Below are 23,881 nucleotides of genomic sequence, written 5' to 3' on the forward strand. Positions count from 1 at the left end.
GCGCAACGAGAGCAGCTTATAAGTGTGCCAGGCCTCGAGTCTGAATCGGTGCAGCCTCCCGGCTGGAAATACAGAGGCGCGCTAGGGCGGCGGTAATCTACCGTTCGACCAGGTCGCATCACATTGTTGAGCGTATTTTGTATTACGCTAAGTCATGGGTTAAGCGGTCTGTGGCCATAAAATAATCGGCAACCGTTAACACTTATAAATCTGTTCGTTGAGTTGCAAAAGCATGGGCCACTGATCTGTCGTCTTACGCCCTGTGCTGCGCATTATCAGTGGTGGTATTTTTCTGTTGCTTTTGCTGTGAGTAAGATGTGTGTACCTTATTCACAAAAATAACTGTAGGTGGTCATCCACCCAAGGCGCAATAATAGCAGGGACACTTTTTTGCGGCAATGCACTTTGTTGCCATGTTAGACTTTAATTTATGAATCAAGATAAGCCTCACGTTCAATTCGTCGATATTGACGAAGATATGGCCGGTCAACGAATTGATAACTTTCTTCGTAACCAGCTTAAACAGGTCCCAAAAAGCATGATTTATCGAATTGTGCGTAAGGGTGAAGTTCGGGTGAACAAAAAAAGAATTAAACCTGAATATAAATTAGCCGCTGGAGATTGTGTCCGAATTCCGCCGGTGCATGTACCGGAGCAAGAACAAGTCGCGCCTGTAAGTACCAAACTCAATCAAGTGGCCAAGCTTGAACACTGCATTGTTTATGAAGATGAGCATCTGCTGATTTTAAATAAACCATCAGGTATTGCCGTGCATGGTGGTAGTGGTTTGAAATTTGGTGCCATTGAAGCGATGCGTGCACTGCGTCCAGAGCAAAAATTTTTAGAGTTGGTACACCGCATCGACCGCGATACATCAGGATTGCTATTGATTGCTAAAAAACGTTCAGCACTACGCCATCTACAAGCGCAATTTCGTGAAAAAACAGTGCGTAAATTTTATTACGCCTTAGTCGCTGGTGAATGGCTGAGCAAATGGCGACAAGTGGATGCACCGCTTTTGAAAAATGAAGTGAACAGTATTGTGCGTGTGAATCGTCAGGGTAAGCCTTCAAAAACACTATTTAAAGTGATTGAAGCCTTTGGCAAAAAAGCGACCTTACTTGAAGCAAGCCCAGTGACGGGCCGAACCCATCAAATTCGTGTGCATACCCAGTATCAGGGACATCCCATTGCATGGGATGACCGCTACGGCGACCCTCGGTTTGATGCCTTGGTGGGGCCAAGTGGTTTGAATCGTTTATTTTTGCATGCGCATCGCATCAATTTTGTGCATCCAGCAACGGGCGAGTCACAAACAGTTGACGCACCGATGGATGCAATGTTGCAGGCAGCATTGACCTATTTACGCTAAATCAAGTAGTTTGGCTGCATCGTAGTCAAGGAGAAAGACAATGGCATTGCCGTATAAAGCCGTTATTTTTGATTGGGATGGTACTTTGATGAACTCAGTACCACGAATTGTTGCATGCCTTGCAGCTGCTAGTGAGGTTGCTGGTTTAGCCAAGCATTCTGATGCTGAGTTACAGTCTGGTATTGGTTTGAGTTTGGATCGCATCTTCTCCCGTCTTTTTCCATCTGCTGATGAGTCGCAACGTGATGCATGGCTGCGTGAATATCGTGAGCAATTTAATCATCGTTGTGAAGTCCCTGCAGTATTATTTCCACCGTCAGAAAGCCTGCTTCAGCATTTGCTAGAGGCACGTTTAACTATGGCTGTGGCGACCGGTAAATCCCGTTTGGGGCTCAACCGTGCATTTGTTGAAACCGGGATTGGTCACTACTTTGATGCATCTCGCTGCGGTGATGAAACAGCGTCAAAACCAGATCCTCGAATGATTGAAGAGCTATTAAAAGAGCTCAATTTAAATCGTTCAGATGTGGTACTGGTGGGCGATAGTGTGCACGATATGGCGCTTGGAAAAAATGCTGGCATGGATACCATTGCGGTGACCTGGGGCATTGATAGCGCTGAAGCACTGGCTGATTTTTCACCTAAGGCGATTGTCGATGATATGGAACAGCTGCAGGCTTTGCTGCTGGGCCAGCCTTGATATTTCGCTACTTTATTGCATGAGTCATCAAACACAAAAAGCACGCTTTGGCGTGCTTTTTGTGTTTTGTTGAATTGCTATCTATTGCTTATCTATTTATAGATTTATCTAGCTAGGGCTGACGCTTCAGGCGCTAAAGGATCGACGCCCATTTTTGCCAAAAGCTCAACTAGTGCAATTAATGGCAGACCGATCAGCGCATTGGGATCGCGGCCTTCTAAACGCTCAAAAAGCGCAATGCCCAAACCTTCCATCATAAAGCTACCCGCGCAATAGAGGGGCTGCTCAATCTCGACATAACGACTAATTTGCGCTTTTGTTAGTGTGCGAAAATGCACAGTAAAGGGCTCAACTAGGCTCAGCATTCTATTTTGCTCACTTTGATAAAGCGCCAAGCCGGTATAAAAGGTGACGGATTTTCCATTGGCCCGCATCAATTGAGTAACCGCATTGTCTGATGTGAGCGGCTTACCAAGAATTTCGCCATCAATAACGCACACTTGATCGCTCCCAATGACCAAGGCGGGTTGCCCATAGAGTGTTGCACCCGCTTTTGCTTTTTCCTGTGCTAGGCGCTCAACCAATTGAATGGCGTTTTCATGAGGTTTGGCACTTTCATCAATATCAGGCGCACAAAAGTCAAAGGGGATCTGCAGTCTTTCAAGTAAAGCGCGGCGGTAGGGTGAGCTAGATGCAAGCAGTAGTGGCAGAGTCATAGGCCTAATTGAGTGATTCAAATGTCGACAAATATGAGGAATCTGGCTAGCTTAGGGAGACGGAAGAAAAATGCAAAGATTTTGTCGCATTTTCTTTGACTCTTTTTACCACGACAGGTAAGATTCGCGCCCTATGCAAAAGGTAAAATTACCACTACGTGTTGACCCAGTACGAGCCGCCCAGAAGCGTCTTGACTACGATGGTATCATCGAAGCCAAAGCAATGACGCGCTTGTCTGACTCGACACAAGGTGTGAAAGACGATGTCTCAATTTACTTATCTTTTGCGGTGGATGAGCAGGGTTTAACTGTGTTGTATGGTAAAGCAACCGCAAATGTTGAACTCCAATGCCAACGCTGCAACGATAATTTTGAGCATGGTTTAGAAGTCGAATTCTGTTATAGCCCGCTTGGTCGCCGAGCGCAGGCTAAGGATTTTCCGGAAGCTTATGAGCCGGTCGATGTCGATGAAAATGGTGAGATCGACCTTTATCAACTGATCGAAGATGAGTTGATTTTGGCACTACCTCAAGTTGCCATGCATGACGAAGCTGATTGCAACGTTGCTGCACAAGACTTGGTGTTTGGTGAGATCCCACTTGCTGATGAGCGCCCGAATCCATTCGCAGTTTTGGAAAGTTTAAAGAACAAGTAACGAGGAGTAGGGCAATGGCCGTACAACAGAACCGTAAAACCCGTTCAAAGCGTGGCATGCGTCGCTCTCACGATGCGTTGTCTACTGACGTAGCAAAAAGCGTTGACGCTGTAACTGGTGAAACTCACCGCAGCCACAACATGACCGCTGACGGTTTCTACCGTGGTCGCAAGGTAGTTGACAAATAAGGTCAACCCTTGACAGGTCTAACCGTTGCACTTGATGCAATGGGAGGGGATCTCGGTCCCCAAGCCACAGTGCCTGCCGCCGTGCAGGCATTGTCGCAATTCCCATCCTTAAAAATCACACTGGTGGGTGATCAATCTCAGATCACCGAGCAGCTTATTACCCTCAATCTCGCTTCCGATACCTCTGTGCATGAGCCTCGTTTGAGCATTATGCATTGTGATCACGTGATCGCCTCAGATACCAAACCATCAAGCGCGCTGCGTCATGGCGCAGGTAGCTCCATGCGTACAGCACTTGAGCTGGTCGCCGCTGGTCAGGCGGATGCCTGTGTATCAGCAGGGAATACTGGCGCATTGATGGCGCTTTCTCGCTATATCCTTAAATTACAACCGGGCATTGATCGCCCCGCTTTGGTCACAAGTATGCCAAGCTTAAATGGTCAGCCATTTTGGTTGTTGGATTTAGGTGCGAATGTTGGCATTGATGCCGATACATTATTCCAATTTGCGGTGATGGGCGCGGTGCTGGCAGAGCAGCAACTTGGCCGTCCGGCAAAAGTGGCACTGCTGAATATCGGCGAAGAAGCGATTAAGGGCAATGATCTGGTTCGCCAATGTGCGCATCTACTACAAGCCAGTGACGCCGTTCACTATGTTGGTTTTGTTGAAGGCGACCGCCTTTATCATGGCGATGCAGATGTCATCGTCTGCGATGGTTTTGTTGGAAACGTCGCTTTAAAAACCAGTGAAGGTGTTGCATCACTCTTTATCAACCGCTTTAAACGATCGCTACAGGGCAGCAAAATTAAGCAATTGATCGCGAAATGGTTATTTTCCGATCTAATGTTGCAACTCAATGAGCTGAACCCCGACCAGTATAACGGCGCAAGTTTGTTAGGATTGCGCGGCATCGTGGTAAAAAGCCATGGCCGCGCCGATACTCAGGCGCTTTCCCAGGCCATAAGCGAAGCAGTATACGAGGTTAAACGGCAAATCCCTGACAAGATCAGTGGTCGTTTAGAAGCAGTTTTACTCGAGAGGCATTATTAGTCTTTTATGTTTAGCAGAATTCTTGGCACTGGCAGCTACTTGCCAGCACAGGTGCGTACCAACGCAGATTTAGAAAAAATGGTCGACACCAGTGATGAGTGGATTGTCGCTCGTACTGGTATTAAAGAGCGCCGAATTGCTGCTGCCGATGAGACCGTTGCAGAAATGGCTTATAAAGCTGCGCGCAACGCATTAGAGATGGCTCAGCTCCAAGCAACCGATCTCGACATGATTGTGTTTGCAACAACCTCGGCAACGCACGCATTTCCTTCGGCTGCATGTCAGCTGCAAGGCCTTCTTCAAGCACCGGGTATTCCAGCATTTGATGTTGCCGCCGCATGCGCAGGCTTTAGCTATGCGCTGAGCATTGCAGATCAATATGTGAAAACGGGTGCGGCGAAAAATGTTTTGGTGATTGGTGCGGATAAGTTATCACACACCTGTGATCCTGAAGATCGTGGCACCATTATCCTATTTGGTGATGGCGCAGGTGCCTGCATTGTTGGCGCCAGTGAAGAGCCGGGTATTCTTTCAACCCATCTTCATGCCGATGGCCAATATGGCGAACTCCTGAGCCTGCCTTACCCAAGCCGTCATGATCGCGCAAGTTGCGATGCATGGCTGAAAATGGCGGGCAACGAAGTGTTTAAAGTCGCAGTGACGCAACTTGCTGGTATTGTGACTGAAACCCTCGAAGCCAATGGTTTGGATAAAACTGAACTGGATTGGCTGGTGCCACACCAAGCGAACCTTCGCATTATTACAGCCACTGCCAAGAAATTGCGCATGGGGCTTGATCAAGTGGTCGTCACCCTTGATCGCCACGGCAACACTTCTGCTGCATCAGTGCCAAGCGCGCTTGATGAAGCGGTTCGTGATGGCCGTATCCAACGTGGACAAACCATTTTGCTAGAAGCCTTTGGTGGTGGTTTCACCTGGGGTTCTGCGCTGGTCAGATTTTAATAAAGGATAACGACATGAGTAATTTTGCCATTGTTTTCCCTGGTCAAGGCTCACAAGCCGTTGGCATGTTGGCAGAACTTGCAGAGCAGCATTCAGTAGTGACTGAAACTTTTGCTGAGGCATCTGAAGTACTAGGTTATGACCTCTGGGCCCTTGTTCAAAATGGCCCAACTGAAGATTTGAACCAAACACAACGCACTCAGCCTGCGTTACTAGCAGCATCAGTTGCAATTTGGCGCGTATGGCAGCAGCAAGGCGGCGCGATGCCAAGTGTTATGGCGGGTCATAGCTTGGGTGAATACTCAGCACTCGTTTGTGCTGGCGTGATTGATTTTAAAGCGGCAATCCAATTGGTTGAGCTTCGTGGTCAATTGATGCAGCAAGCTGTACCTGCAGGTGTGGGTGCCATGTCTGCGATCATCGGTCTTGAAAACGACGTGATTGCAAAAGCCTGTGAAGAAGCGGCGCAAGGCCAAGTTGTTTCTCCAGTGAACTTTAACTCACCAGGCCAAGTTGTGATTGCTGGCAATGCAGAAGCCGTTGCACGCGCGAATGAGCTTTGTAAAGAAGCGGGCGCAAAACGTGCATTGCCACTTCCAGTCTCTGTACCATCACACTGTGCATTAATGAAACCTGCTGCTGATGAGCTGGCAAAAGCGTTGGAAAATATCGAATTTAACGCGCCGCAAGTGGCTGTGATCAACAACGTTGATGTGGCGGCAGAAACTGCACCTGCAGCGATTAAAGATGCATTGGTTCGTCAGCTTTACGGTCCTGTTCGTTGGACCGAAGTGGTTGAGAAAATGGCAGCGCAAGGCGTTGAAAATCTGATTGAAATGGGTCCAGGTAAAGTATTGTCTGGTCTCACTAAGCGTATTGATCGCAATCTAGCATCAACATCTGTTAATGATGTTGCTTCGCTTGAAGCTGCGAAATAAGGGAGAAAGGAATGATGAATCTGCAAGGTAAAATTGCACTGGTCACTGGCGCAAGCCGTGGTATTGGCCGCGCAATCGCAGAGCTTTTGGTTGCCCGTGGTGCCACAGTTGTGGGTACGGCAACCAGCGAGTCTGGCGCGCAAGCCATCAGCGAATATTTAGGTGCAAACGGTAAAGGTTTGGCACTGAACGTGACCTCTACTGAGTCCATTGAAGCGGTTCTTGCAACCATCAAAGCTGAGTTTGGTGACATCGATATTTTGGTGAACAACGCCGGTATCACTCGTGATAACTTGTTGATGCGTATGAAAGATGACGAGTGGCAAGATATCATGGATACCAACTTGACCTCGATCTTCCGTCTATCAAAAGCGGTGCTGCGCGCAATGATGAAAAAACGTTGTGGTCGCATCATTAACGTGGGCTCTGTTGTGGGCACCATGGGTAATGCAGGTCAAACTAACTATGCTGCAGCGAAAGCCGGCGTGATTGGTTTTACCAAATCAATGGCGCGTGAAGTGGCTTCACGCGGCATTACTGTAAACACAGTGGCACCGGGCTTTATCGAAACCGATATGACCAAAGCATTGACGGATGACCAACGCGCAGCTACCTTGGCACAAGTGCCTGCAGGTCGCCTGGGCGATCCAAAAGAGATCGCATTTGCGGTGGGCTTCCTTGCTTCTGATGAAGCGGCTTACATTAACGGCGAAACTTTGCACGTTAATGGCGGCATGTATATGGTTTAATCAAAATCGTTGCAAATTTTAACCGTTAGGATCAAGACAGGTCACGATTTACACCATTTCGTGGTTTGACCAGCCTTGATAACCTTGCAACTTTTTTGCGATTGAATAAACTAACGCAACTATCGCATCTGCGAATCTTGAAGGAAATATATTAGCTATGAGCAACATCGAAGAACGCGTAAAGAAAATCATCGTTGAACAACTAGGTGTTAAAGAAGAAGAAGTGAAAAACGAAGCTTCTTTCGTTGACGACCTAGGTGCTGACTCTCTTGACACTGTAGAGCTAGTTATGGCTCTAGAAGAAGAATTCGATACTGAAATTCCAGACGAAGAAGCAGAGAAAATCACTACTGTTCAAGCGGCGATTGACTACGTTAACAGCCAACAGTAATGAACACCCCCAGGCGGTCTCCCAGACCGCCTGACTTTTTTCAAGCAATCTAAGAATCCCCTTCCGGAGAATAAAATCGTGTCCAAACGTCGCGTTGTCGTCACAGGCATGGGTATGTTGACGCCAGTAGGTAATACTGTTGAGTCTTCATGGAACGCCCTACTTGCTGGTACTAGCGGTATTAGCAATATCGAACATTTTGATACAACTAACTTCGCCACGCGTTTTGCCGGCATGCTGAAAGACTTCAATTGTGAAGATTACATGTCGAAGAAAGATGCACGTAAAATGGATTTGTTTATCCAATACGGTGTCGCTGCCGGCGTGCAAGCATTGAAAGACTCTGGCGTTGAGATCACCGAAGCAAATGCGGCCCGTGCGGGTGTTGCAATTGGTTCAGGTATTGGCGGTCTTGGTTTGATTGAAGCAAACCACCAGAGTTTGCTTGAAAAAGGTCCTCGCAAAATTAGTCCTTTCTTTGTGCCATCAACCATCGTGAACATGATTGCAGGTCATCTGTCGATTATGCACGGTCTTCGTGGTCCAAATATCGCGATCTCTACTGCATGTACCACAGGTTTGCATAACATCGGCCATGCGGCACGTATGATTGCATATGGCGATGCTGACATTATGGTTGCGGGTGGTGCAGAAAAAGCATCAACCGAGCTAGGTATCGGTGGTTTTGCGGCGGCAAAAGCGCTATCAACTCGCAATGATGATCCACAGCGCGCATCACGTCCATGGGACAAAGATCGCGATGGTTTCGTATTGGGCGATGGTGCAGGCATGATGGTGCTTGAAGAGTACGAACACGCAAAAGCACGTGGCGCGAAAATCTACTGTGAGCTTGTTGGCTTTGGTATGAGCGGTGATGCGTACCACATGACTTCACCAAGTGCTGACGGTTCAGGCGGTGCGCTAGCAATGGAAGCCGCCATTCGCGACGCAGGTATCAATGCGGATCAAATCGGCTATGTGAACGCACATGGCACATCAACGCCTGCGGGTGACTTGGCTGAAACCCTTGGTATTAAACGTGCTATGGGCGCAGCTGCAGACAAAGTGATGGTATCTTCAACTAAATCGATGACAGGTCACCTATTGGGTGCGGCAGGTTCAGTTGAATCAATCATTACTGCGTTGACCTTGGTAGAGCAAGCGGTGCCACCAACGATTAACCTTGAAAATCCTGATGAAGGCTGTGACTTGGATTATGTTCCAGGTGAAGCGCGTCAAGTGTCTCTTGAGTATGCAATTTGTAACTCATTCGGCTTTGGCGGCACCAACGGCTCATTGCTATTTAAGAAGATTTAATCGCAAAAAATTAAATAGCTTTAGCGACTCATCGCATCTTCTATTTTAGAGATCCAATGTTCGCTTGAAGCTTGCTATCATAACGGCTCGATTTATCGAGCCGTTTTTTTATTCAAGTAATTGAAAAATAAATATGTTCATCAATGAGATAAGGAGCTGCTGTGCAATGGATTAATGGTCAGCCAGCGTCACAAGTGAATGCACGCGATCGAGCGTTGCACTATGGTGATGGCTGTTTTACCACAGCGCAAATGTGTCATGGGACAATCCTAGATTGGTCATCTCATCTCGCACGTTTGCAAGATCATTGTCAGCGACTTTGGATTTCATTTGATGAGTGGTCTGCGCTTGAATCCTGTTGCCAGCGTATTGCTCATGAGCGGCAACAAGGTGTATTGAAAGTATTGATTAGTCGAGGCTCGGGTGGTCGCGGTTATAGTCCACAAGGCTGTGATGCACCGATGTGGCTGGTACAAACCAGCGAGCTCCCTAGTCATTATGAGCAGTGGCGACAGCAGGGCGTACGTCTTGGCTTAAGTGAGGTGAGCTTAGCAAGGCAGCCTTTACTGGCTGGCATCAAGCATCTCAATCGGCTTGAGCAAGTACTGATTAAGCAAGCACTGCTAGCGACGGATTGGGATGATGCACTGGTTTGTGACACGGTAGGGCACATCATTGAAACCAGTATGGCTAATGTTTTTTGGCGCATTGGCAACATTCTCTATACACCAAAGCTAGACCAAGCCGGTGTTGCTGGTATTATGCGCGCCAAAGTGCTTGGTCAATGTGCTTTCTTAGGCGTGGAATGTCAGCAAGTTTGCGAGCCGATTTCGGCCTTGACCATGGCTGATGAACTGATGATTTGTAATGCATTGCTGGGGGTGGCCCCTGTCCAGCAGTTTGAACAACGGATGTATCGCGATTTTTCGATGACGCGACAATTACAGGAGACACTTCGCTCGTGTTAAAGAAGTTATTTATTGCCGCCATTTTAGGTCTAGTTGCAGTGGCTGCTGCAGCTGGCTATGTATACCAACAGGCAACGGGCTATTTGGATCAAACCAATCAGCTTTCCGAGCCTTCACTCTTTGAAGTGAAGCGTGGTATGAGTTTTGCTGCGGTGACAGCAGCGCTACAAGCGCAAGGGATTGCAACGAATAATCCATGGACGCGTTTGATTCCGAAATTAGACCCCAAGCTTGCCAAAATCAAAGTGGGTGTTTACCAAATTGCGCCAAAATTGACTGTGCGTCAGGTTTTGGAAGTGCTGGTCGCTGGGAAAGAGCATCAATTCTCCATCACCTTAATTGAAGGTGAGCGCTTTACTGATTGGCGCAAACGGCTTGAAGCTGCGCCTTATCTTAAGCAAACCATGGCTGAGATGAGCGAGGCAGAGATAGCTACCGCCATCGGTGCTGATCGCACTAAGCTTGAGGGCTTACTGCTGCCTGAAACTTATAATTATGCGCACGGCAGTACGGATATCGCGCTACTCAAACGTGCCTATGATGACATGCAGGCCTTAATGGTCGCATCATGGCCTAAGCGCGCGAAAGCCAGTGAGCTGGATACGCCCTATGAAGCGTTAATTTTGGCATCGATCATTGAAAAAGAGACCGCTGTCGCCAATGAGCGTGGTAAGGTGGCCTCTGTATTTAATAACCGTTTGATCAAAGGTATGCGTTTGCAAACGGATCCAACGGTGATTTACGGCATGGGCGATAAATATGATGGCAATATTCGTCGCAAAGATTTGCGCACGCCAACGCCTTATAACACCTATGTGATTTATGGCTTGCCACCAACGCCGATTGCCATGGCAAGTAAGGAGTCAGTCCTTGCGGCGCTCAATCCTGATAAAACGCCATACTACTATTTTGTAGCTGATGGTACGGGCGGTCATAAATTCTCACGCACGCTGCGTGAGCATAATCGCGCAGTGCAGGCTTACTTAAGAACCTTACGACAGAATAAATAATGCTTGGAAAATTTATTGTAATTGAAGGCCTAGAAGGTGCTGGTAAATCTACTGCTATCGCCTTTGTAAAAGCCAAACTTGCTGAGCGGGGCATCGAACCAACTTGTACTCGTGAGCCAGGCGGTACGCCGCTGGCTGAAAAAATGCGCGCTCTGGTTAAAAGTGCGGATGAATCAGAGCCACTCACTGATATGGCTGAGCTACTGCTGCTTTATGCGGCGCGTAGTCAATTGGTTGAAAATGTCATTCGCCCAGCACTGTCGCGTGGTGAATGGGTACTGGGTGATCGTCATGATCTCTCATCACAAGCATATCAAGGTGGCGGTCGTGGCATTGACGCTGCCTTGATGCAAAATTTAAAGCAGACAGTGCTTGGTGATTTTGCGCCGAACCTAACGCTTTATCTGGATATTGAGCCGGCGCGAGGCCTCGCACGTGCGCGTGCGCGTGGTGAATTGGATCGTATTGAACAGATGGCTCTGGATTTCTTTGAGCGCACGCGTGAGCGTTATTTAACGCTGGCAAAAGCGGATGCCAATACAGTGATCATCGATGCCAATGTTGAATTGGAACAAGTACAAGCGCAACTGGATCAAGCCTTAACGACTTGGTTGGATGACAATGTCTGATTGGCGTGAACTGCAGCCGCAGATCTATCCATGGCAGCAACCGCTTTGGCAGCAGTGGCAGCAATTATGGCAAAGCCAACGTTGGCACCATGCTTTATTGCTGCTTGGCGATCAAGGCTTTGGTGCGCCGCAACTTGCAGCGTATTTAGCGCAAGCGTTGCTGTGTCAGCATCAAGGCTCAAATCCGCTCAATCTTGAAAGCTGTGAGTTATGCCATAGCTGTCGATTGTTTCAAGCGAAAAACCACCCTGATATTCACTGGCTTGCACCGCTAGAAGGCAAACGGATTGGCGTTGAGGCTGTGCGTGAAGCCAATCGTTGGGCGTTAGAAACCGCGCAGCTCGGTGGCCAAAGGGTGATCGTCATTGAAGGCGCGGATCGCCTCGGTGAAAGCGCGGCCAACGCCCTGCTCAAAACCTTGGAAGAGCCACCGGCCAATTGCCAATTTATTTTGCTGGCTGAGCGACAAAATTTGGTATTACCTACTATTTTAAGTCGTTGTAGTTTATGGCGAATGACAACCATCAATGAATCATCATTAATGCAATGGGGGCAGGCCCAGGGGATTAATGGCAATCTTGAGCACCTGCGTTTGTCGCATCAAGCACCGTTGTTGTGGGCGCAATTTGATGCTCAGCAGCAAGCGCAGCATCAACAGCTGATTGCGGCGTTTAGCGCATTTGTGCGTGGGCCGCTGCTAGGCGATTGGATGGCATTGGCACAGCAAATCAGTGAAAGCACGCCGCAAAGTTTTGATTGGCTGAGCTATCTATTGCTCGATGGGCAAAAATATCAGCGCGGCGCAATGCAACATATTGTGCATTGTCATCATCAAGACAGCGTTGCCGCTGTGGCTTTGCTACCTTCATCATTATTGATATCACAACAAAAAGCGCTGCATCAGCTGAAATTTAAACTCACGCAACCCCTTGGGTTGAATGCATCGCTGTTGATCAGTGATTGGCTGATGGCCTTTATTCCATCTTAATCTAAAGCGGTATGGTGGCTTGCCATGCCGTTCATTTCCTTTCGGAGTCTAAAGTGTTTGTTGATTCCCACTGTCATCTTGACCGTTTGAACTATCCAGAACTACACCAAAATATTGAAGCGGTGATCGCTAAAGCTAAGGCAGCAAAGGTTGAGCAGTTACTGAGCGTTGGTGTGACTTTGGCTGATTTTCCTGCGATGTACCAAAAAATTGAACCCTTTGCTGGCGTTTATGCCAGTTGTGGCGTGCATCCTCTAGATTGTGAAAGCGGTTTTGATCGCCAGCAGTTACTTGAATTTGCAGCTTATGACAAAGTGGTGGCGATTGGTGAAACAGGCCTTGATTATAACTACGCGCCGCAAACCAAAGCATTGCAGCAAGAATTATTTATTGAGCAAGTTGAAGTGGCAAAGGCGGTGAATAAACCACTGATTATTCACACCCGTCAGGCTCGTGAAGACACATTGGCGATTTTGCGCGCGCATCAAGCGGAACAAGTGGGCGGGGTTATTCACTGCTTTACTGAAGATCTTGCCTTTGCAGAGCAAGCCATGGCACTGGGTTTTTACATCTCCATTTCTGGCATTGTCACCTTTAACCAAGCAGCGGAGCTAAAGGCAGTGGTACAACGCTTGCCATTGGAGCGTTTATTGATTGAAACGGACTCACCTTACTTGGCGCCTGCGCCTTATCGTGGCAAGGAAAACCAACCGGCCTATGTTGCGCGAGTGGCTGAATATATAGCGTTATTGAAGGCTGAATCGGTCGAAACCATCGCCGAAGTGACCACGAAAAACTTTGAAACACTTTTTTTGCGACGCCAATAAAATAAAGCAGATTTTTCACAAAAAAGGCCATTTAGCGGTCATTTTAATCGACCAAGACGCGAATTGTTCGCGTCTTTTTATTTGCAACCGATTTCACTGTTGATAAAACGAACATTTAACAGTGAATTTATTTTATGTAATAAAATAAGTGAAATGTCACTTTTTCATAACCCGAGTAAAAATGAGCTATAGTTTGATTTGACTTTAGTATCATAAAGTTGCGTTGCTTTTGCTTTGTTTGCGTCTTTGTTGCGACTGTGATCTCGCTATTGTTTTTACATATAAAGTTAAAGGCCTGTGGTAAATGCGTGGTTTCAAGCGTTAAATACACGGGTTTCATGATGCCAAAGGCGTCATCGCGGTCTGTAACACCAACGCTACGGGGGTATGCGGTTACAGAAAGCAACACAATAACAACTCACTCAGGAGTGGAACATGTTCAAACAACTTTTTGCTAACTTGCAAAAGGTAGGTAAAGCACTGATGCTGCCAGTGTCTGTCCTACCCGTGGCAGGTATTCTACTTGGGGTCGGTGCGGCTAACTTTAGCTGGATTCCGGCAGTTGTCTCAGATGTCATGGAAAAAGCGGGCGGCTCAGTCTTTGGTCAAATGCCATTGCTATTTGCAGTTGGTGTTGCGCTTGGCTTTACCAAAAACGATGGTGTTGCAGGTCTAGCTGCAATCGTTGGTTACGGCATCATGTCTGCGACCATGAGCGTTATGGCCGGTCTTGAAGCAAACAGCGTTATGGCTGCATTGCAACACGTACCAGATATGGCATCGCTTTCTGGCAACCTCGAAACTTTGGTTCAGTCTGCTGCAACCAATATGAATGTTGACCCAAGTGCAGTCTTTGCAAGCCTTTCTGATCCTGCAACTGTGGGCGCGATTAAAGCGACCGTTGCAAAACAATTTGATACTGGCGTACTTGGCGGCATCCTTGTGGGTGGTGTTGCAGGTTGGGCGTTTAACCGCTTCTTCCGCATCGAGCTACCTGCTTACCTAGGTTTCTTCGCTGGTAAGCGTGCTGTGCCAATCATCACTGGTTTTTGTGCAATTGCATTGGCGATTGTGCTTTCATTCATTTGGCCTCCTGTGGGCGCAGCTATTGGCGCGTTCTCTCACTGGGCGGCAGTGCAAAACCCTGAAGTTGCCTTTGGTATCTACGGTGTGGTTGAGCGCTCTTTGATTCCATTTGGTCTACACCACATCTGGAACGTACCTTTCTTCTTTGAAGCGGGTCAATGTGTGGATGGTGACGGCGTTGTTCGTAACGGTATTTTGACTTGTTACCAAGTTGCGACTGAAGCAAGCCGTACTGCTGAAATGGGTTACTTCGGTCAGCTTGCTGGCGGTTACATGTTCAAAATGTACGGCCTACCAGCAGCTGCAATGGCAATCTGGCACACAGCGAAACCAGAAAACCGCGCGAAAGTGGGCGGTATCATGATCTCAGCAGCGCTGACTTCATTCCTAACTGGTATTACTGAGCCGCTTGAGTTTGCCTTCCTATTTGTTGCGCCTGTACTTTACGTGATCCATGCACTACTTGCGGGTTCTGCGTTTGTACTCACCAACATGCTGGGTATGGTTCACGGTACTTCTTTCTCACACGGTTTGATTGACTTTGTGGTTCTATTTGCGAACTCACACAAAGGCTGGCTATTCCCTGTATTGGGTCTAGGTTATGCTGCGGTTTACTACATCATCTTCCGCGTAGCGATCGTGAAACTTGATCTGAAAACACCAGGTCGCGAAGACGAAGAAGTTGAAACAGTGTCTGTTTCTGAGTCTGAAATGGCTGAAAACCTTGTTGCTGCATTTGGTGGTAAAGCCAACATCACCAACTTGGACGCATGTATCACTCGTCTACGTGTTTCAGTGAAAGACACTGACGCGGTTGATAGCGATCGCCTAAAACAATTGGGTGCATCAGGTGTGGTGAAAGTATCAGGTGGCGTGCAAGCTATCTTTGGTACTCGTTCAGACAACCTACGTACTGAAATGGATGAGTGGATGCAATCTCACTAATCCAAGTTCCTTGAACTCGGTTTCCCCCGCAAGGATCAAAAACGCTCACCTAGGTGAGCGTTTTTTTATGTCTAAGGATTATCGCTAAGACTAAGTGACAGAGGCTGACTCATGGTTTCGCACTGGTATTGAACGATGAGAGTCAGCCATAGGGGTTAATCGTGACTTTCCAGCGCATTTTCAAATGTAGAAGATGGACTTGTCAAAAAACGCTGGCAAATGGGACCGATAATCTCAGGCCATTCATTGTGACAGTCATGGCCAGTGAAAGGGATATGGCAAAGCTGCGCATCTGTGATCATCTCACCTAAAGCCATCCATTCTTGCATGCTGAGCAGCGGATCGGCTTGGCCGCGAATCAGCAGCGTAGGGCATTGAATCTCACGGATGGATTGCTTGGGATAACCTGCACCATCAAGCCATAGCGCTTTGACTTGTGCCAGTAATAATGCAAAGTTGGGCTGTGGATTTTGCTGCTGATAGCTGCTAACGCTCTCTGGGAACATCGCTTGCCAGTCTTCAACACTCAGTGATTCTAACATCTCGCGTGAGGCATCATCCGCTTCTAAACGCCACTGAGCACCAATTGTGATAAGGCGGGTGACACGAGAGGGCTGCGTTGCCGCAATGCCATAGCCGGTAATACCACCATCGCTAAAGCCAAGCAGTGCAAATTGATTGATCTGAAGATGATCGAGTAGCGCGAGTATATCTGACTGATATTGTGCATAGCTAAGCGCCATGCTGCCGAGACTCGAGTGGCCATGACCGCGTAGATCTATGCCAATCAAACAGTGGTTTTGCGCAAGGTGGGGCACAAGGCTGTTAAGTTCAGCCATATGGCCAAGGCCACCATGTAACAGTAGGAGCACCGGATCGTTTGTATCACCGATGATCTGATAACTTAAAAATGCATTGTCTTCATGAGGTAAAGGCCAGTGCTGCGCTTGGTCTTTGTGAAAGATCATATTTCATACTCTTAGAAAAAAGAGATGAATAAATACTGTTTGTTTAAACAGTTATCAATTTAATCTATTGAATTTTAAGATAAGTTCACACTTTTATCCGTTTTTAGTGTGCGATAGCCCAAAATGATGCGGGTTGCTGTAGTGAGCCAGCAAAGCGCGCCAAATAGGTAAGCAAGTCGCGCGAAATATTGCGGCATCAGGCAACACAGGACAAAAAAGGCAATGGTTTCGCTTCCTTCTGTCAGGCCACCTAAATAATATAGGGATTTGTGTGGGTAAACGGGACTTTGAATATTGCGTTTGGCTGCCATGATCGCAAAGGCCAAAAAACTGGTGCCCGTACCGATAAAGGCAAACAAAATAAAAGCAGCGGCAAGCGCATTGCTCGTGGGATTGGCGAGAGCAAAGCCAAAGGGCACCAAGGCATAAAAGAGAAAATCCAGCGCAATATCAAGAAATCCACCGGCGTCTGTGGTGCCTCGTCGCCGGGCAAGTGCACCATCCAAGCCATCAAAGAGTCGATTGATCACAATTGCAAGTAGTGCCCATGTATAGAGCTCAAAGGTGAGAAGCGGCAGTGCACACAGGCCGACAATAAAGCCAGTGACTGTGATGCGATTGGCACTGAGCCAAGGCTGATCGCACCAAGCGCTTAAGTTTTGCAGTGGCCTTTTTAGGCGCTGAATAAACCAAGGGTCAAGCATTTGAGTCTCCTAGTTCATGCCATTGAAAACAGCGGCTGTTGGCCGGTATATCTTGTGCGTCATGCGTCACCAGTAGGGTTGGTATATTCGCCTGTATCGCTTGGCTAAAGACAAATTGGCGAAAGGCTTGGCGCAGGTTGATATCTAAAGCACTAAATGGCTCATCTAAGAGTAGCAATTTTGGCTCACTGGCCAAGGTGCGAAGTAGGCTGACTCGCGCTGCCTGACCACCTGAAATACGTAAAACTGATTGCTCAGCAAGATTATCCAGTGTCACCTGCGCCAGAATATCGCGCGCTTGCTGTTCGCGTGCACGGCCATGAACCATGGTGGGCAGCGCAAAGGCGATGTTTTGCCACACATTGAGATGCGGAAATAGCAAAGGGTGCTGCCACTGCAATCCCACCTGGCGTAAATGCGGTGGGAATAGGTTGAGCAAATTGCCATTGAGATAAATCTCACCTTGGCTGTGAAAATCATGCCCAAGCTGTCCTGCAATACTACGCAGCAACGTGCTTTTACCGCAGCCACTGGGGCCCATCACAGTGACGATCTCACCCGGACTGATGGTCATCGATACAGGCGAAAGCAGCACTTGGTGCGGCGCTTTGGCCTGAAAAATAGTGAGCGATTTTAATTCAAGCGGCATAGGACTCCTTGCGCATCAATGCCGATGGCCGGCTGAGTAGCAGTGCTACGGAAAATACGATAAAGGGCAACATGGCTTGAAGCAGTGCATAGATGCCAATCAAACGACGATCATAGCCGCTGGTGACGGCGACGGCCTCGGTCGCTAAAGTTTGAATGCGGCCGCTGCCCAGCATCAAGGTGGGAAGATATTGCGCCAAACTAACGCTTGCACCTACGGCAAAGGCGATGGCTAGAGGCCGCTTGAGTAGCGGCAATGCGACTTTGAGCCAAGCGCGAATCGGTCCATAGCCGAGACTTTGTGCGGTGATCAAATAGCGCTGATCAAAGGCTTGGAGTGGACCGCTGATGCTTAAATACACATAGGGAAAGACAAAGAGTAAGTGGCCCCATGCAACCATCCACCAAAATGGTGGCGCACTGAGTTGGTGAATACTCACTTGAATCCCAAAAAGTAGCGCAAGTTGCGGGATCACCATGGGTAGGGCAATGAGCCATGCCGGCAGTTGACGCTGATAGCGTTGAAGCTGATAAAAAATAATCAGTGCTAAAACCAAGGCTAGGGCACTGGTCAGCATGGCCAAACTAAAACTGGTTTGCAGCAAATCAAATAACGCATCGCTTTGTTGTTGCCACAATCGCGTTTGCCATTGGCTTGGCCACAGCGCGCCGCGTGGCCAGCGCTGAGCAAAGGACCACAGCAGCATTAAGGGCAACGTGAGTAGCGAGAGCAGCGTCAGCGCTGAAAACCAACCGCGTCCTAAGTTCCAGCCCTTTCGCTTGCCTTTAACTTGCCAGCTTGCCGCGGTGCATAGCCATTGGCTGGCTTTTTGCCAAATTAGCATCATCACGCCAAGTGTGAGGCAAAGATGGAGGATACCCACCAGTGCGAGCGCGCCTTGTGTCATCTGCGGATCGCGCAGCCATTGCCAGATCAAAATCGATAAATTAGCAGGACGCGTAGGGCCAATAATCAGGGCCACATCCACCACGCTCAAGCCAAAGCTCAGTACTGCAAAAATGGGAAGGCGCATTAACGGCAGCCATTGTGGCAAAATAAGTCGGCGCCAAGCACTGGCTGGGGTGTAGCCTAAATTTTGCGCGCAATCGATCTGCGCGCGCACGCGTAGCTGTGATATCGCCGCCATACCCATCAAGATAAAGAAGGGTACCTCTTTGACGATCAGCGTCAGTATCATGCCAATGCCCCAAGTATCCTGCACCATAATCGGCCAATGAATATGGGTAAACCACTGCTGAAATAACCGCGCGAGCCAACCTGATGGGGCAAGTAAAAGCACCAAGCCCATGGCCAGCGCCATATGCGGCAAGGACAGAAGTGGTGTGAGCCAGCGCTCAATGCTGCGCCAGCGCCGGCTTAGCGCGTAGGTAGCGATAATTTGAAAGCTAAGCCAAAGTGCACTTAGGGTGCTGAGCAGCGAAATCATGATGGACTGCAACCAAGATTGGGTGAGCCCCGGCCATTGATAAAAGTGGATCAGCGGCTCAAGCCATTGCGTTGGGCTGTGTAAAATCGGCCAAAGCATTGCCATGATGCCCCAAAACATGGGGGCAAAGACCAGAATCAGGGCGATTGATACGACAAGGTGATGCCAGCGCAGCGCTGGCATCCATGAACTACTGACCATAACGTTTGAGCCAAGCCTGCTCCAGTGCACTTTGCCAACTTGGATGAGGTTCATTGATCGCAGGGAATAGCGCCATGGCATATCCTTGATTGTCTGGATCAATGGCATCAGCTCTTAACACCGTAGGGTCACCCCAAATCGACATATCCATTTTGCGTCGCTGGGCCACTGGGCTGAGCAAAAAGTTGATGGTCACTTGCGCTGCTGCGCTGTGGTCGCTGTTCCAAGGAATGGCAAGAAAGTGAATATTGGTCAGTGCGCCTTGTTCAAATGCGTGGGCTTTGGCTGTGGGTGGCAGCGTGCCGCTGACCGCACCAGCAAATGCTGCATTGGGGTTAAAGGCGATGGCCAAGTCGATTTCACCATCATTGAGCAATTGCATGCTTTGGCTGCTGCCTGAGAGGAACTGCTTGCCTTGGCGCCATGCCACTTTATGTAGCAAATCTAAGTATTGCCATAGTGGCGCAGTGACTTGCTCAAAGGTTTTTGGGTCAACTGGCAGATAGAGCGCCTCTGGATTATCGGTCAACTCAAGCAGCGCTGCTTTTAAAAAGCTGGTGCCGTGAAAATCGGGTGGCTGCGGATAGCTAATGGTGCCGGGAAATGCGCTGGCATAGCTGAGCAGCTCAGCAAAATTTTTCGGCGGGTTGTTAAGCTGCTGGTGGTCATAAATAAAGACCAGCTGACCGACGCCCCATGGCGCTTCATAGCCATCGGTTGGCTCGGTGAAATCCAGAGTTACAGGTAAGCTTTGATCCACTAATTGCCAGTTGGGTAAGCGCTCTACAAAAGGGCCAAACAGCAGTTGCTGTTGTTTCATCGCCTTAAAGTTCTCACCATTGATCCAAACCATGTCCACGCTGCCGCCATGATTTTTCCCAGCTTTTTTTTCACTGAGTAGCAGCTGGGTGGTTTCGGCAATATCGCTGACTTTGACATGGATAAAATCGATGCCATATTTCACCTGCAGCTCTTTTTTCACCCAGCGCAGATAAGCGTTGATCTCAGGGCTACCGCCCCAAGCGTGAAAATAGACCGATTGGCCGCGCGCATTTTGCTCCGTTTGTTGCCATGTTTCGGCCCAAAGTTGAGGGCTTAAAAGCAGCAGCAACGCCGCGACAATACCTTTCCATTGCATGTGATTTCCTCTTCTATTTTCGGCTGCTTATTTTTTTCGTCGCCAAGTATGAAAACGCTCAAGCCAAGGCATGAGGCGCTCAGGCGCATGGGCGCGTTTCCACTCACCAGCAACGTATTTATTGGCTTCACTTAAGGTTGGATAGGGGTGCACTGTGGCAAGGATTTTATTGAGCCCAAGGCCATGGCGCATTGCTAAGGTATATTCACACAATAACTCACCTGCGTGAGGACCAACAATAGTCGCGCCTAGGATTTTATCCTTACCTTGTACGGTAAGAACCTTGATTAAACCGTGCTTGTATCGGTCAGCAAGTGCGCGGTCAAGATCGCCAATATCAAAGCGGGTCACTTCAAAGGCAATGCCTTGAGCAAGCGCTTCTTTTTCATTAAGACCCACGCGCGCCAGCTCTGGTGCGGTATAGGTGACCGCCGGCAGCGCTTGATAACTCACCTTAAATTTTTTCACGATGCCAAATAGCGCATTGACTGCAGCATGCCAAGCTTGGTGGCTTGCTGCATGGGTGAGCTGATAAGGACCGGCAACATCGCCCACTGCAAAGATATTAGGAAACTTAGTTTGCAAGTAGTCATTCACCTTGATGGTGCCATTAGCGTTGTAATCAAGTTCGAGATTTTCCAGTCCAAAACCTTGGGTATGTGCGCGACGGCCAATGGCGGCGATCATACAGTCGACCTCAAATGAACTGGTTTGTTCGCCCTGCTGAATATGTACGCGATAGCCTTGCTCAGTCTTTTCGATACGTTGAACTTGGCTACCTAAATGAAGATGAACGCCATCATGGTTGAGCTGTTGCGCGACCATATCACTACAATCTGAGTCCTCACGGATCAGTAATTGCTCAGCAAGTTCTAGCAGATGCACGTCACTGCCTAGGCGGCAAAAGCTTTGTGCTAGCTCGCAACCAATGGGACCACCGCCTAGAAGCAGTAGTTTTTTCGGCTGTGTGGTCATTTTCCAGAGTGTATCTGAGGTATAAAAATCACTGGCTTGAACACCTTCAAACTCCGGAACCCAAGGTGATGCGCCCGTGGCAATGACCATATGTTGGCAGCTCAGCGTTTGATCGTTTACGCGCACATGCCAAGGCGACAAAATTTGTGCATTGCCAGTGATACATTCCACGCCCAATTGGCTATATCGCTCAATGGAGTCATGGGGTTCGATATCTGTAATGGCTTGGTGAACATGTGCCATCACTTGCTCAAAATCGACGCTCACAGGGCCGCTGGTGAGACCAAAGCGTTGGCTTTGGGCAATCTCATGGGCGCAGCCTGCAGCGCGAATAAGCGCTTTTGAGGGGACGCAGCCTGTATTTAGGCAATCACCGCCCATCTTATCCTTTTCAATCAGGGTCACTTTGGCCTTTACCGTTGCGGCGATATAAGCACTCACTAAGCCGCCAGCACCGGCGCCAATAACGATGAGATTGCGGTCAAATTGCTTGGGCTTTTGGTCTTGCCAAGCTTGATAAATACGACGATTTTGCACAAGGCTGATGATTTTTTTTGCCATAAGCGGAAAGAGTCCAAGCAGCGTAAAGGAGATTAAAATAGGGGCGGAGACAATATCGCCCAAAGATTCGATTTGTCCAAGCTGAGTGCCGGCATTGATATAGACGGCGGTACCCAGCAACATCCCAAGTTGGCTGACCCAATAAAAGGTACGGGTTTTCATCTGGGTCAAACCCAGCGCCAAATTAATTAAAAAGAAAGGGAAGATGGGAATCAAGCGCAGGGTCAATAGATAAAAAGGCCCATCTTTTTCTACGCCTTGATTAATTGCCTTAAAGCGTTCGCCAAAGCGCTGGCTGACCCAATCGCGCAGTAAAAATCGGCTGAGTAAAAAGGCTAAGGTTGCGCCGATGCTGCTGGCAAAGGAGACCAAAATTAAAGCCCACCAAAAGCCAAAGAGTGCACCGCTAAGCAGGGTGACAATGGCGGCGCCCGGTAGTGATAGGGCCGTGATCAATACATAAAGCGCAAAATACGCAAGCGAGCTTAAGATGGGCGCATTTTGAATTTGTTCAATCAGTGATTGTTGCTGCGCTTTGGCATTGGCGAGGGTGAAATAATCACCCAAATCAAATATAAACCAGCTGCTAATCACAACAGCTAAGGCGATGACGGTGAATATACGTGCGCGATTCATGGGGTGTTCCTTGGGCTCTTATTGGGAGCATCGATCGCGCAAAAACCTTGCGCTGGTACGTCGAGTGCTGCATTAAAACTGGCGGAGAGACTTTGAAAGCTAATCAGTGCAGTGAGTTCCATCAGCGCGGCATCATCAAACCAAGTGCGTAGCTCGGCAATTTGCGCATCGCTGACTTGTCGGTGGATATCAATGACGGTCTCACAATAGGCAAGAACGGCGCGCTCCTGTTCATTAAATTCAGGGTGTTGCGGCCATTGATGCAGCGCGGTGATTTTATCAAGCTGAGTGCTGCGCTGGGCATATTTGAGTTGGTTGAGATCAATACAAAAATGACACTGATGCAATTGCGCTACACGCAAGCACACCAAGGCGCGAAGCTCTGCTGCAATGGGGCTTTTTTTGCGATCCAGGGTTTGGAAAAAGGCACTGATTAAAAAGAAAAGTTTGGGTCGATAGCCCCAAAATCGCATGGGCTGCAATTCGCTGCCATAGCGGCGCCGTTGCCACCAAGCGAAGGGTTTTAGCCACCATGAGATGGGAGAGACGGGTTTGAGCCGCATCACGCCTCCTTGCATTGAGATCTTGCAGGCTCGCCTAGTCTATGAAGGTTGGCGAGATGCAATAAAATTGTTAACTCAATGTATCCTAACCAAGGCTGTGATTTTACGCCAGCGTAAACTGCGCGGGTTGCTGAATAAATAAAATCAAAAAAAGTAGGATAGGTAAAAGTGCGAGGGTGATGGTGATACCCGTATGGTAGTTGCGATACCAAATTTGTCGCGCCTTCAGGTGCAGGATGATGGCCCAAATCAGCAGCAAGGCATTGAGTAGCGCACACACTGTGGTGGTGAGAAAGGGGCATAAGATGTTGAGATTGAAGGTCTCGCTCAGGTTTAGCCACTCCAGTATAAAGACCAAACAAAGGGCGAAATAGCTCAATAGAACCATGCGCATCAGCAAACGTGGCCAGCGACCAAAATGGTCGACGAACACTCGGTGACTTTGATCGGGAAAGGGAGAGGCGCGGCGCATGCATTCGTTCACTGGATCATCCATGGCGCGTTTGTAGCGCAATTGAATGACAGCGCCAAGTGAGCTTGTGTCTTT

25 protein-coding genes are annotated in these 23,881 nt (G+C 48.5%); 16 read left to right on the top strand and 9 right to left on the bottom strand.

From position 1 onward, the window contains the following. Positions 1 to 430: 430 nt before the first annotated feature. Both rluC and L9P36_RS04275 read left to right on the top strand, forming a co-directional pair. Positions 431 to 1,372, top strand: a complete 942-nt coding sequence (rluC, locus tag L9P36_RS04270) for a 23S rRNA pseudouridine(955/2504/2580) synthase RluC (protein ID WP_237465208.1) — start codon at positions 431 to 433, stop codon at positions 1,370 to 1,372. A 40-nt stretch (positions 1,373 to 1,412) separates the two neighbouring features. After that, positions 1,413 to 2,072 carry an HAD family hydrolase gene (locus tag L9P36_RS04275; protein ID WP_237465209.1) on the top strand — a complete coding sequence of 220 codons (660 nt, stop codon included), beginning with the start codon at positions 1,413 to 1,415 and terminating at the stop codon, positions 2,070 to 2,072. Positions 2,073 to 2,176: 104 nt separating this feature from the next. Here L9P36_RS04275 and L9P36_RS04280 read toward each other — a convergent pair whose 3' ends face one another. Beyond that, on the bottom strand, positions 2,177 to 2,788 hold the full coding sequence (locus L9P36_RS04280) for a Maf family protein (protein ID WP_290368668.1): 612 nt from the start codon (positions 2,786 to 2,788) through the stop codon (positions 2,177 to 2,179). Positions 2,789 to 2,921: 133 nt separating this feature from the next. On the opposite strand from L9P36_RS04280, the gene yceD reads away from it, so the two are divergent. From yceD to ptsG, 14 genes are all read left to right on the top strand, one after another. Next, complete coding sequence (gene yceD, locus L9P36_RS04285; RefSeq protein WP_237465210.1) at positions 2,922 to 3,443, top strand: 23S rRNA accumulation protein YceD; 522 nt, start codon at positions 2,922 to 2,924, stop codon at positions 3,441 to 3,443. A 14-nt stretch (positions 3,444 to 3,457) separates the two neighbouring features. Further along, complete coding sequence (rpmF, locus tag L9P36_RS04290; protein WP_237465211.1) at positions 3,458 to 3,631, top strand: 50S ribosomal protein L32; 174 nt, start codon at positions 3,458 to 3,460, stop codon at positions 3,629 to 3,631. 9 nt (positions 3,632 to 3,640) lie between these two features. Then, entirely contained in the window at positions 3,641 to 4,681 is a 1,041-nt protein-coding gene (gene plsX, locus L9P36_RS04295) for a phosphate acyltransferase PlsX (RefSeq protein ID WP_237465214.1), read from the top strand. A 6-nt stretch (positions 4,682 to 4,687) separates the two neighbouring features. After that, positions 4,688 to 5,644: a beta-ketoacyl-ACP synthase III gene (locus L9P36_RS04300; RefSeq protein WP_237465216.1), complete on the top strand. Its 957-nt coding sequence runs from the start codon at positions 4,688 to 4,690 to the stop codon at positions 5,642 to 5,644. 14 nt (positions 5,645 to 5,658) lie between these two features. Then, positions 5,659 to 6,582 carry an ACP S-malonyltransferase gene (fabD, locus tag L9P36_RS04305; RefSeq protein WP_237465218.1) on the top strand — a complete coding sequence of 308 codons (924 nt, stop codon included), beginning with the start codon at positions 5,659 to 5,661 and terminating at the stop codon, positions 6,580 to 6,582. A gap of 14 nt (positions 6,583 to 6,596) precedes the next feature. Next, on the top strand, positions 6,597 to 7,331 hold the full coding sequence (gene fabG / locus L9P36_RS04310) for a 3-oxoacyl-ACP reductase FabG (protein WP_237467857.1): 735 nt from the start codon (positions 6,597 to 6,599) through the stop codon (positions 7,329 to 7,331). Positions 7,332 to 7,488: 157 nt separating this feature from the next. Beyond that, entirely contained in the window at positions 7,489 to 7,722 is a 234-nt protein-coding gene (gene acpP, locus L9P36_RS04315; protein ID WP_237465219.1) for an acyl carrier protein, read from the top strand. Between the two features lie 78 nt (positions 7,723 to 7,800). After that, positions 7,801 to 9,039, top strand: a complete 1,239-nt coding sequence (fabF, locus tag L9P36_RS04320; RefSeq protein WP_237465221.1) for a beta-ketoacyl-ACP synthase II — start codon at positions 7,801 to 7,803, stop codon at positions 9,037 to 9,039. Between the two features lie 161 nt (positions 9,040 to 9,200). Next, on the top strand, positions 9,201 to 10,007 hold the full coding sequence (pabC, locus tag L9P36_RS04325; protein ID WP_237465222.1) for an aminodeoxychorismate lyase: 807 nt from the start codon (positions 9,201 to 9,203) through the stop codon (positions 10,005 to 10,007). Further along, positions 10,001 to 11,017, top strand: coding sequence for an endolytic transglycosylase MltG (gene mltG / locus L9P36_RS04330; protein WP_237465223.1), 1,017 nt, complete (start codon positions 10,001 to 10,003; stop codon positions 11,015 to 11,017). Before pabC ends, mltG begins: the two co-directional genes overlap by 7 nt. Continuing rightward, positions 11,017 to 11,646 (top strand): dTMP kinase, encoded by a 630-nt coding sequence (gene tmk, locus L9P36_RS04335; protein ID WP_237465225.1) that lies wholly within the window; start codon positions 11,017 to 11,019, stop codon positions 11,644 to 11,646. The genes mltG and tmk overlap by 1 nt, the downstream gene beginning before the upstream one ends. Further along, on the top strand, positions 11,639 to 12,634 hold the full coding sequence (gene holB / locus L9P36_RS04340; protein ID WP_237465227.1) for a DNA polymerase III subunit delta': 996 nt from the start codon (positions 11,639 to 11,641) through the stop codon (positions 12,632 to 12,634). The genes tmk and holB overlap by 8 nt, the downstream gene beginning before the upstream one ends. 53 nt (positions 12,635 to 12,687) lie before the next feature. Continuing rightward, the gene (locus L9P36_RS04345) at positions 12,688 to 13,461 is read left to right on the top strand and encodes a TatD family hydrolase (RefSeq protein ID WP_237465229.1); all 774 of its coding nucleotides are present in this window, start codon (positions 12,688 to 12,690) and stop codon (positions 13,459 to 13,461) included. A 435-nt stretch (positions 13,462 to 13,896) separates the two neighbouring features. Continuing rightward, positions 13,897 to 15,492, top strand: coding sequence for a glucose-specific PTS transporter subunit IIBC (ptsG, locus tag L9P36_RS04350; RefSeq protein WP_237465230.1), 1,596 nt, complete (start codon positions 13,897 to 13,899; stop codon positions 15,490 to 15,492). Positions 15,493 to 15,647: 155 nt separating this feature from the next. On the opposite strand, the gene L9P36_RS04355 is transcribed toward ptsG, so the two are convergent. From L9P36_RS04355 to L9P36_RS04390, 8 genes are all read right to left on the bottom strand, one after another. Continuing rightward, positions 15,648 to 16,460 carry an alpha/beta fold hydrolase gene (locus tag L9P36_RS04355; RefSeq protein WP_237465232.1) on the bottom strand — a complete coding sequence of 271 codons (813 nt, stop codon included), beginning with the start codon at positions 16,458 to 16,460 and terminating at the stop codon, positions 15,648 to 15,650. A 74-nt stretch (positions 16,461 to 16,534) separates the two neighbouring features. Then, positions 16,535 to 17,164, bottom strand: coding sequence for a CDP-alcohol phosphatidyltransferase family protein (locus L9P36_RS04360; protein WP_237465233.1), 630 nt, complete (start codon positions 17,162 to 17,164; stop codon positions 16,535 to 16,537). Beyond that, on the bottom strand, positions 17,157 to 17,813 hold the full coding sequence (locus L9P36_RS04365) for an ATP-binding cassette domain-containing protein (protein ID WP_237465235.1): 657 nt from the start codon (positions 17,811 to 17,813) through the stop codon (positions 17,157 to 17,159). The genes L9P36_RS04360 and L9P36_RS04365 overlap by 8 nt, the downstream gene beginning before the upstream one ends. Continuing rightward, a complete protein-coding gene (locus L9P36_RS04370; RefSeq protein WP_237465238.1) occupies positions 17,803 to 19,461 on the bottom strand; it encodes an ABC transporter permease in 1,659 nt (552 codons plus the stop codon). Before L9P36_RS04370 ends, L9P36_RS04365 begins: the two co-directional genes overlap by 11 nt. Next, a complete protein-coding gene (locus L9P36_RS04375; protein ID WP_237465240.1) occupies positions 19,451 to 20,599 on the bottom strand; it encodes an ABC transporter substrate-binding protein in 1,149 nt (382 codons plus the stop codon). Before L9P36_RS04375 ends, L9P36_RS04370 begins: the two co-directional genes overlap by 11 nt. 27 nt (positions 20,600 to 20,626) lie before the next feature. After that, positions 20,627 to 22,771 (bottom strand): dihydrolipoyl dehydrogenase family protein, encoded by a 2,145-nt coding sequence (locus tag L9P36_RS04380; protein WP_237465242.1) that lies wholly within the window; start codon positions 22,769 to 22,771, stop codon positions 20,627 to 20,629. Then, positions 22,768 to 23,334: a carboxymuconolactone decarboxylase family protein gene (locus tag L9P36_RS04385; protein WP_237465244.1), complete on the bottom strand. Its 567-nt coding sequence runs from the start codon at positions 23,332 to 23,334 to the stop codon at positions 22,768 to 22,770. The genes L9P36_RS04380 and L9P36_RS04385 overlap by 4 nt, the downstream gene beginning before the upstream one ends. A 103-nt stretch (positions 23,335 to 23,437) precedes the next feature. Next, positions 23,438 to 23,818 carry a hypothetical protein gene (locus L9P36_RS04390; RefSeq protein WP_237465246.1) on the bottom strand — a complete coding sequence of 127 codons (381 nt, stop codon included), beginning with the start codon at positions 23,816 to 23,818 and terminating at the stop codon, positions 23,438 to 23,440. Positions 23,819 to 23,881: the final 63 nt, after the last annotated feature.

The sequence above is a fragment of the Vibrio stylophorae genome, assembly GCF_921293875.1.
In the GTDB taxonomy this organism is placed as follows: Bacteria; Pseudomonadota; Gammaproteobacteria; order Enterobacterales; family Vibrionaceae; genus Vibrio_A; species Vibrio_A stylophorae.

What these genes read in the sequence shown, in the direction of transcription:
- rluC (WP_237465208.1), top strand. Translation starts at nt 431, where the DNA reads ATGAATCAAGATAAGCCTCACGTTCAATTCGTCGATATTGACGAAGAT.
- L9P36_RS04360 (WP_237465233.1), bottom strand. Translation starts at nt 17,164, where the DNA reads ATGCTTGACCCTTGGTTTATTCAGCGCCTAAAAAGGCCACTGCAAAAC.
- yceD (WP_237465210.1), top strand. Translation starts at nt 2,922, where the DNA reads ATGCAAAAGGTAAAATTACCACTACGTGTTGACCCAGTACGAGCCGCC.
- L9P36_RS04300 (WP_237465216.1), top strand. Translation starts at nt 4,688, where the DNA reads ATGTTTAGCAGAATTCTTGGCACTGGCAGCTACTTGCCAGCACAGGTG.
- fabG (WP_237467857.1), top strand. Translation starts at nt 6,597, where the DNA reads ATGAATCTGCAAGGTAAAATTGCACTGGTCACTGGCGCAAGCCGTGGT.
- L9P36_RS04380 (WP_237465242.1), bottom strand. Translation starts at nt 22,771, where the DNA reads ATGAATCGCGCACGTATATTCACCGTCATCGCCTTAGCTGTTGTGATT.
- fabD (WP_237465218.1), top strand. Translation starts at nt 5,659, where the DNA reads ATGAGTAATTTTGCCATTGTTTTCCCTGGTCAAGGCTCACAAGCCGTT.
- acpP (WP_237465219.1), top strand. Translation starts at nt 7,489, where the DNA reads ATGAGCAACATCGAAGAACGCGTAAAGAAAATCATCGTTGAACAACTA.
- rpmF (WP_237465211.1), top strand. Translation starts at nt 3,458, where the DNA reads ATGGCCGTACAACAGAACCGTAAAACCCGTTCAAAGCGTGGCATGCGT.
- holB (WP_237465227.1), top strand. Translation starts at nt 11,639, where the DNA reads ATGTCTGATTGGCGTGAACTGCAGCCGCAGATCTATCCATGGCAGCAA.
- L9P36_RS04375 (WP_237465240.1), bottom strand. Translation starts at nt 20,599, where the DNA reads ATGCAATGGAAAGGTATTGTCGCGGCGTTGCTGCTGCTTTTAAGCCCT.
- L9P36_RS04365 (WP_237465235.1), bottom strand. Translation starts at nt 17,813, where the DNA reads ATGCCGCTTGAATTAAAATCGCTCACTATTTTTCAGGCCAAAGCGCCG.
- ptsG (WP_237465230.1), top strand. Translation starts at nt 13,897, where the DNA reads ATGTTCAAACAACTTTTTGCTAACTTGCAAAAGGTAGGTAAAGCACTG.
- L9P36_RS04385 (WP_237465244.1), bottom strand. Translation starts at nt 23,334, where the DNA reads ATGCGGCTCAAACCCGTCTCTCCCATCTCATGGTGGCTAAAACCCTTC.
- L9P36_RS04370 (WP_237465238.1), bottom strand. Translation starts at nt 19,461, where the DNA reads ATGGTCAGTAGTTCATGGATGCCAGCGCTGCGCTGGCATCACCTTGTC.
- L9P36_RS04275 (WP_237465209.1), top strand. Translation starts at nt 1,413, where the DNA reads ATGGCATTGCCGTATAAAGCCGTTATTTTTGATTGGGATGGTACTTTG.
- L9P36_RS04355 (WP_237465232.1), bottom strand. Translation starts at nt 16,460, where the DNA reads ATGATCTTTCACAAAGACCAAGCGCAGCACTGGCCTTTACCTCATGAA.
- L9P36_RS04280 (WP_290368668.1), bottom strand. Translation starts at nt 2,788, where the DNA reads ATGACTCTGCCACTACTGCTTGCATCTAGCTCACCCTACCGCCGCGCT.
- tmk (WP_237465225.1), top strand. Translation starts at nt 11,017, where the DNA reads ATGCTTGGAAAATTTATTGTAATTGAAGGCCTAGAAGGTGCTGGTAAA.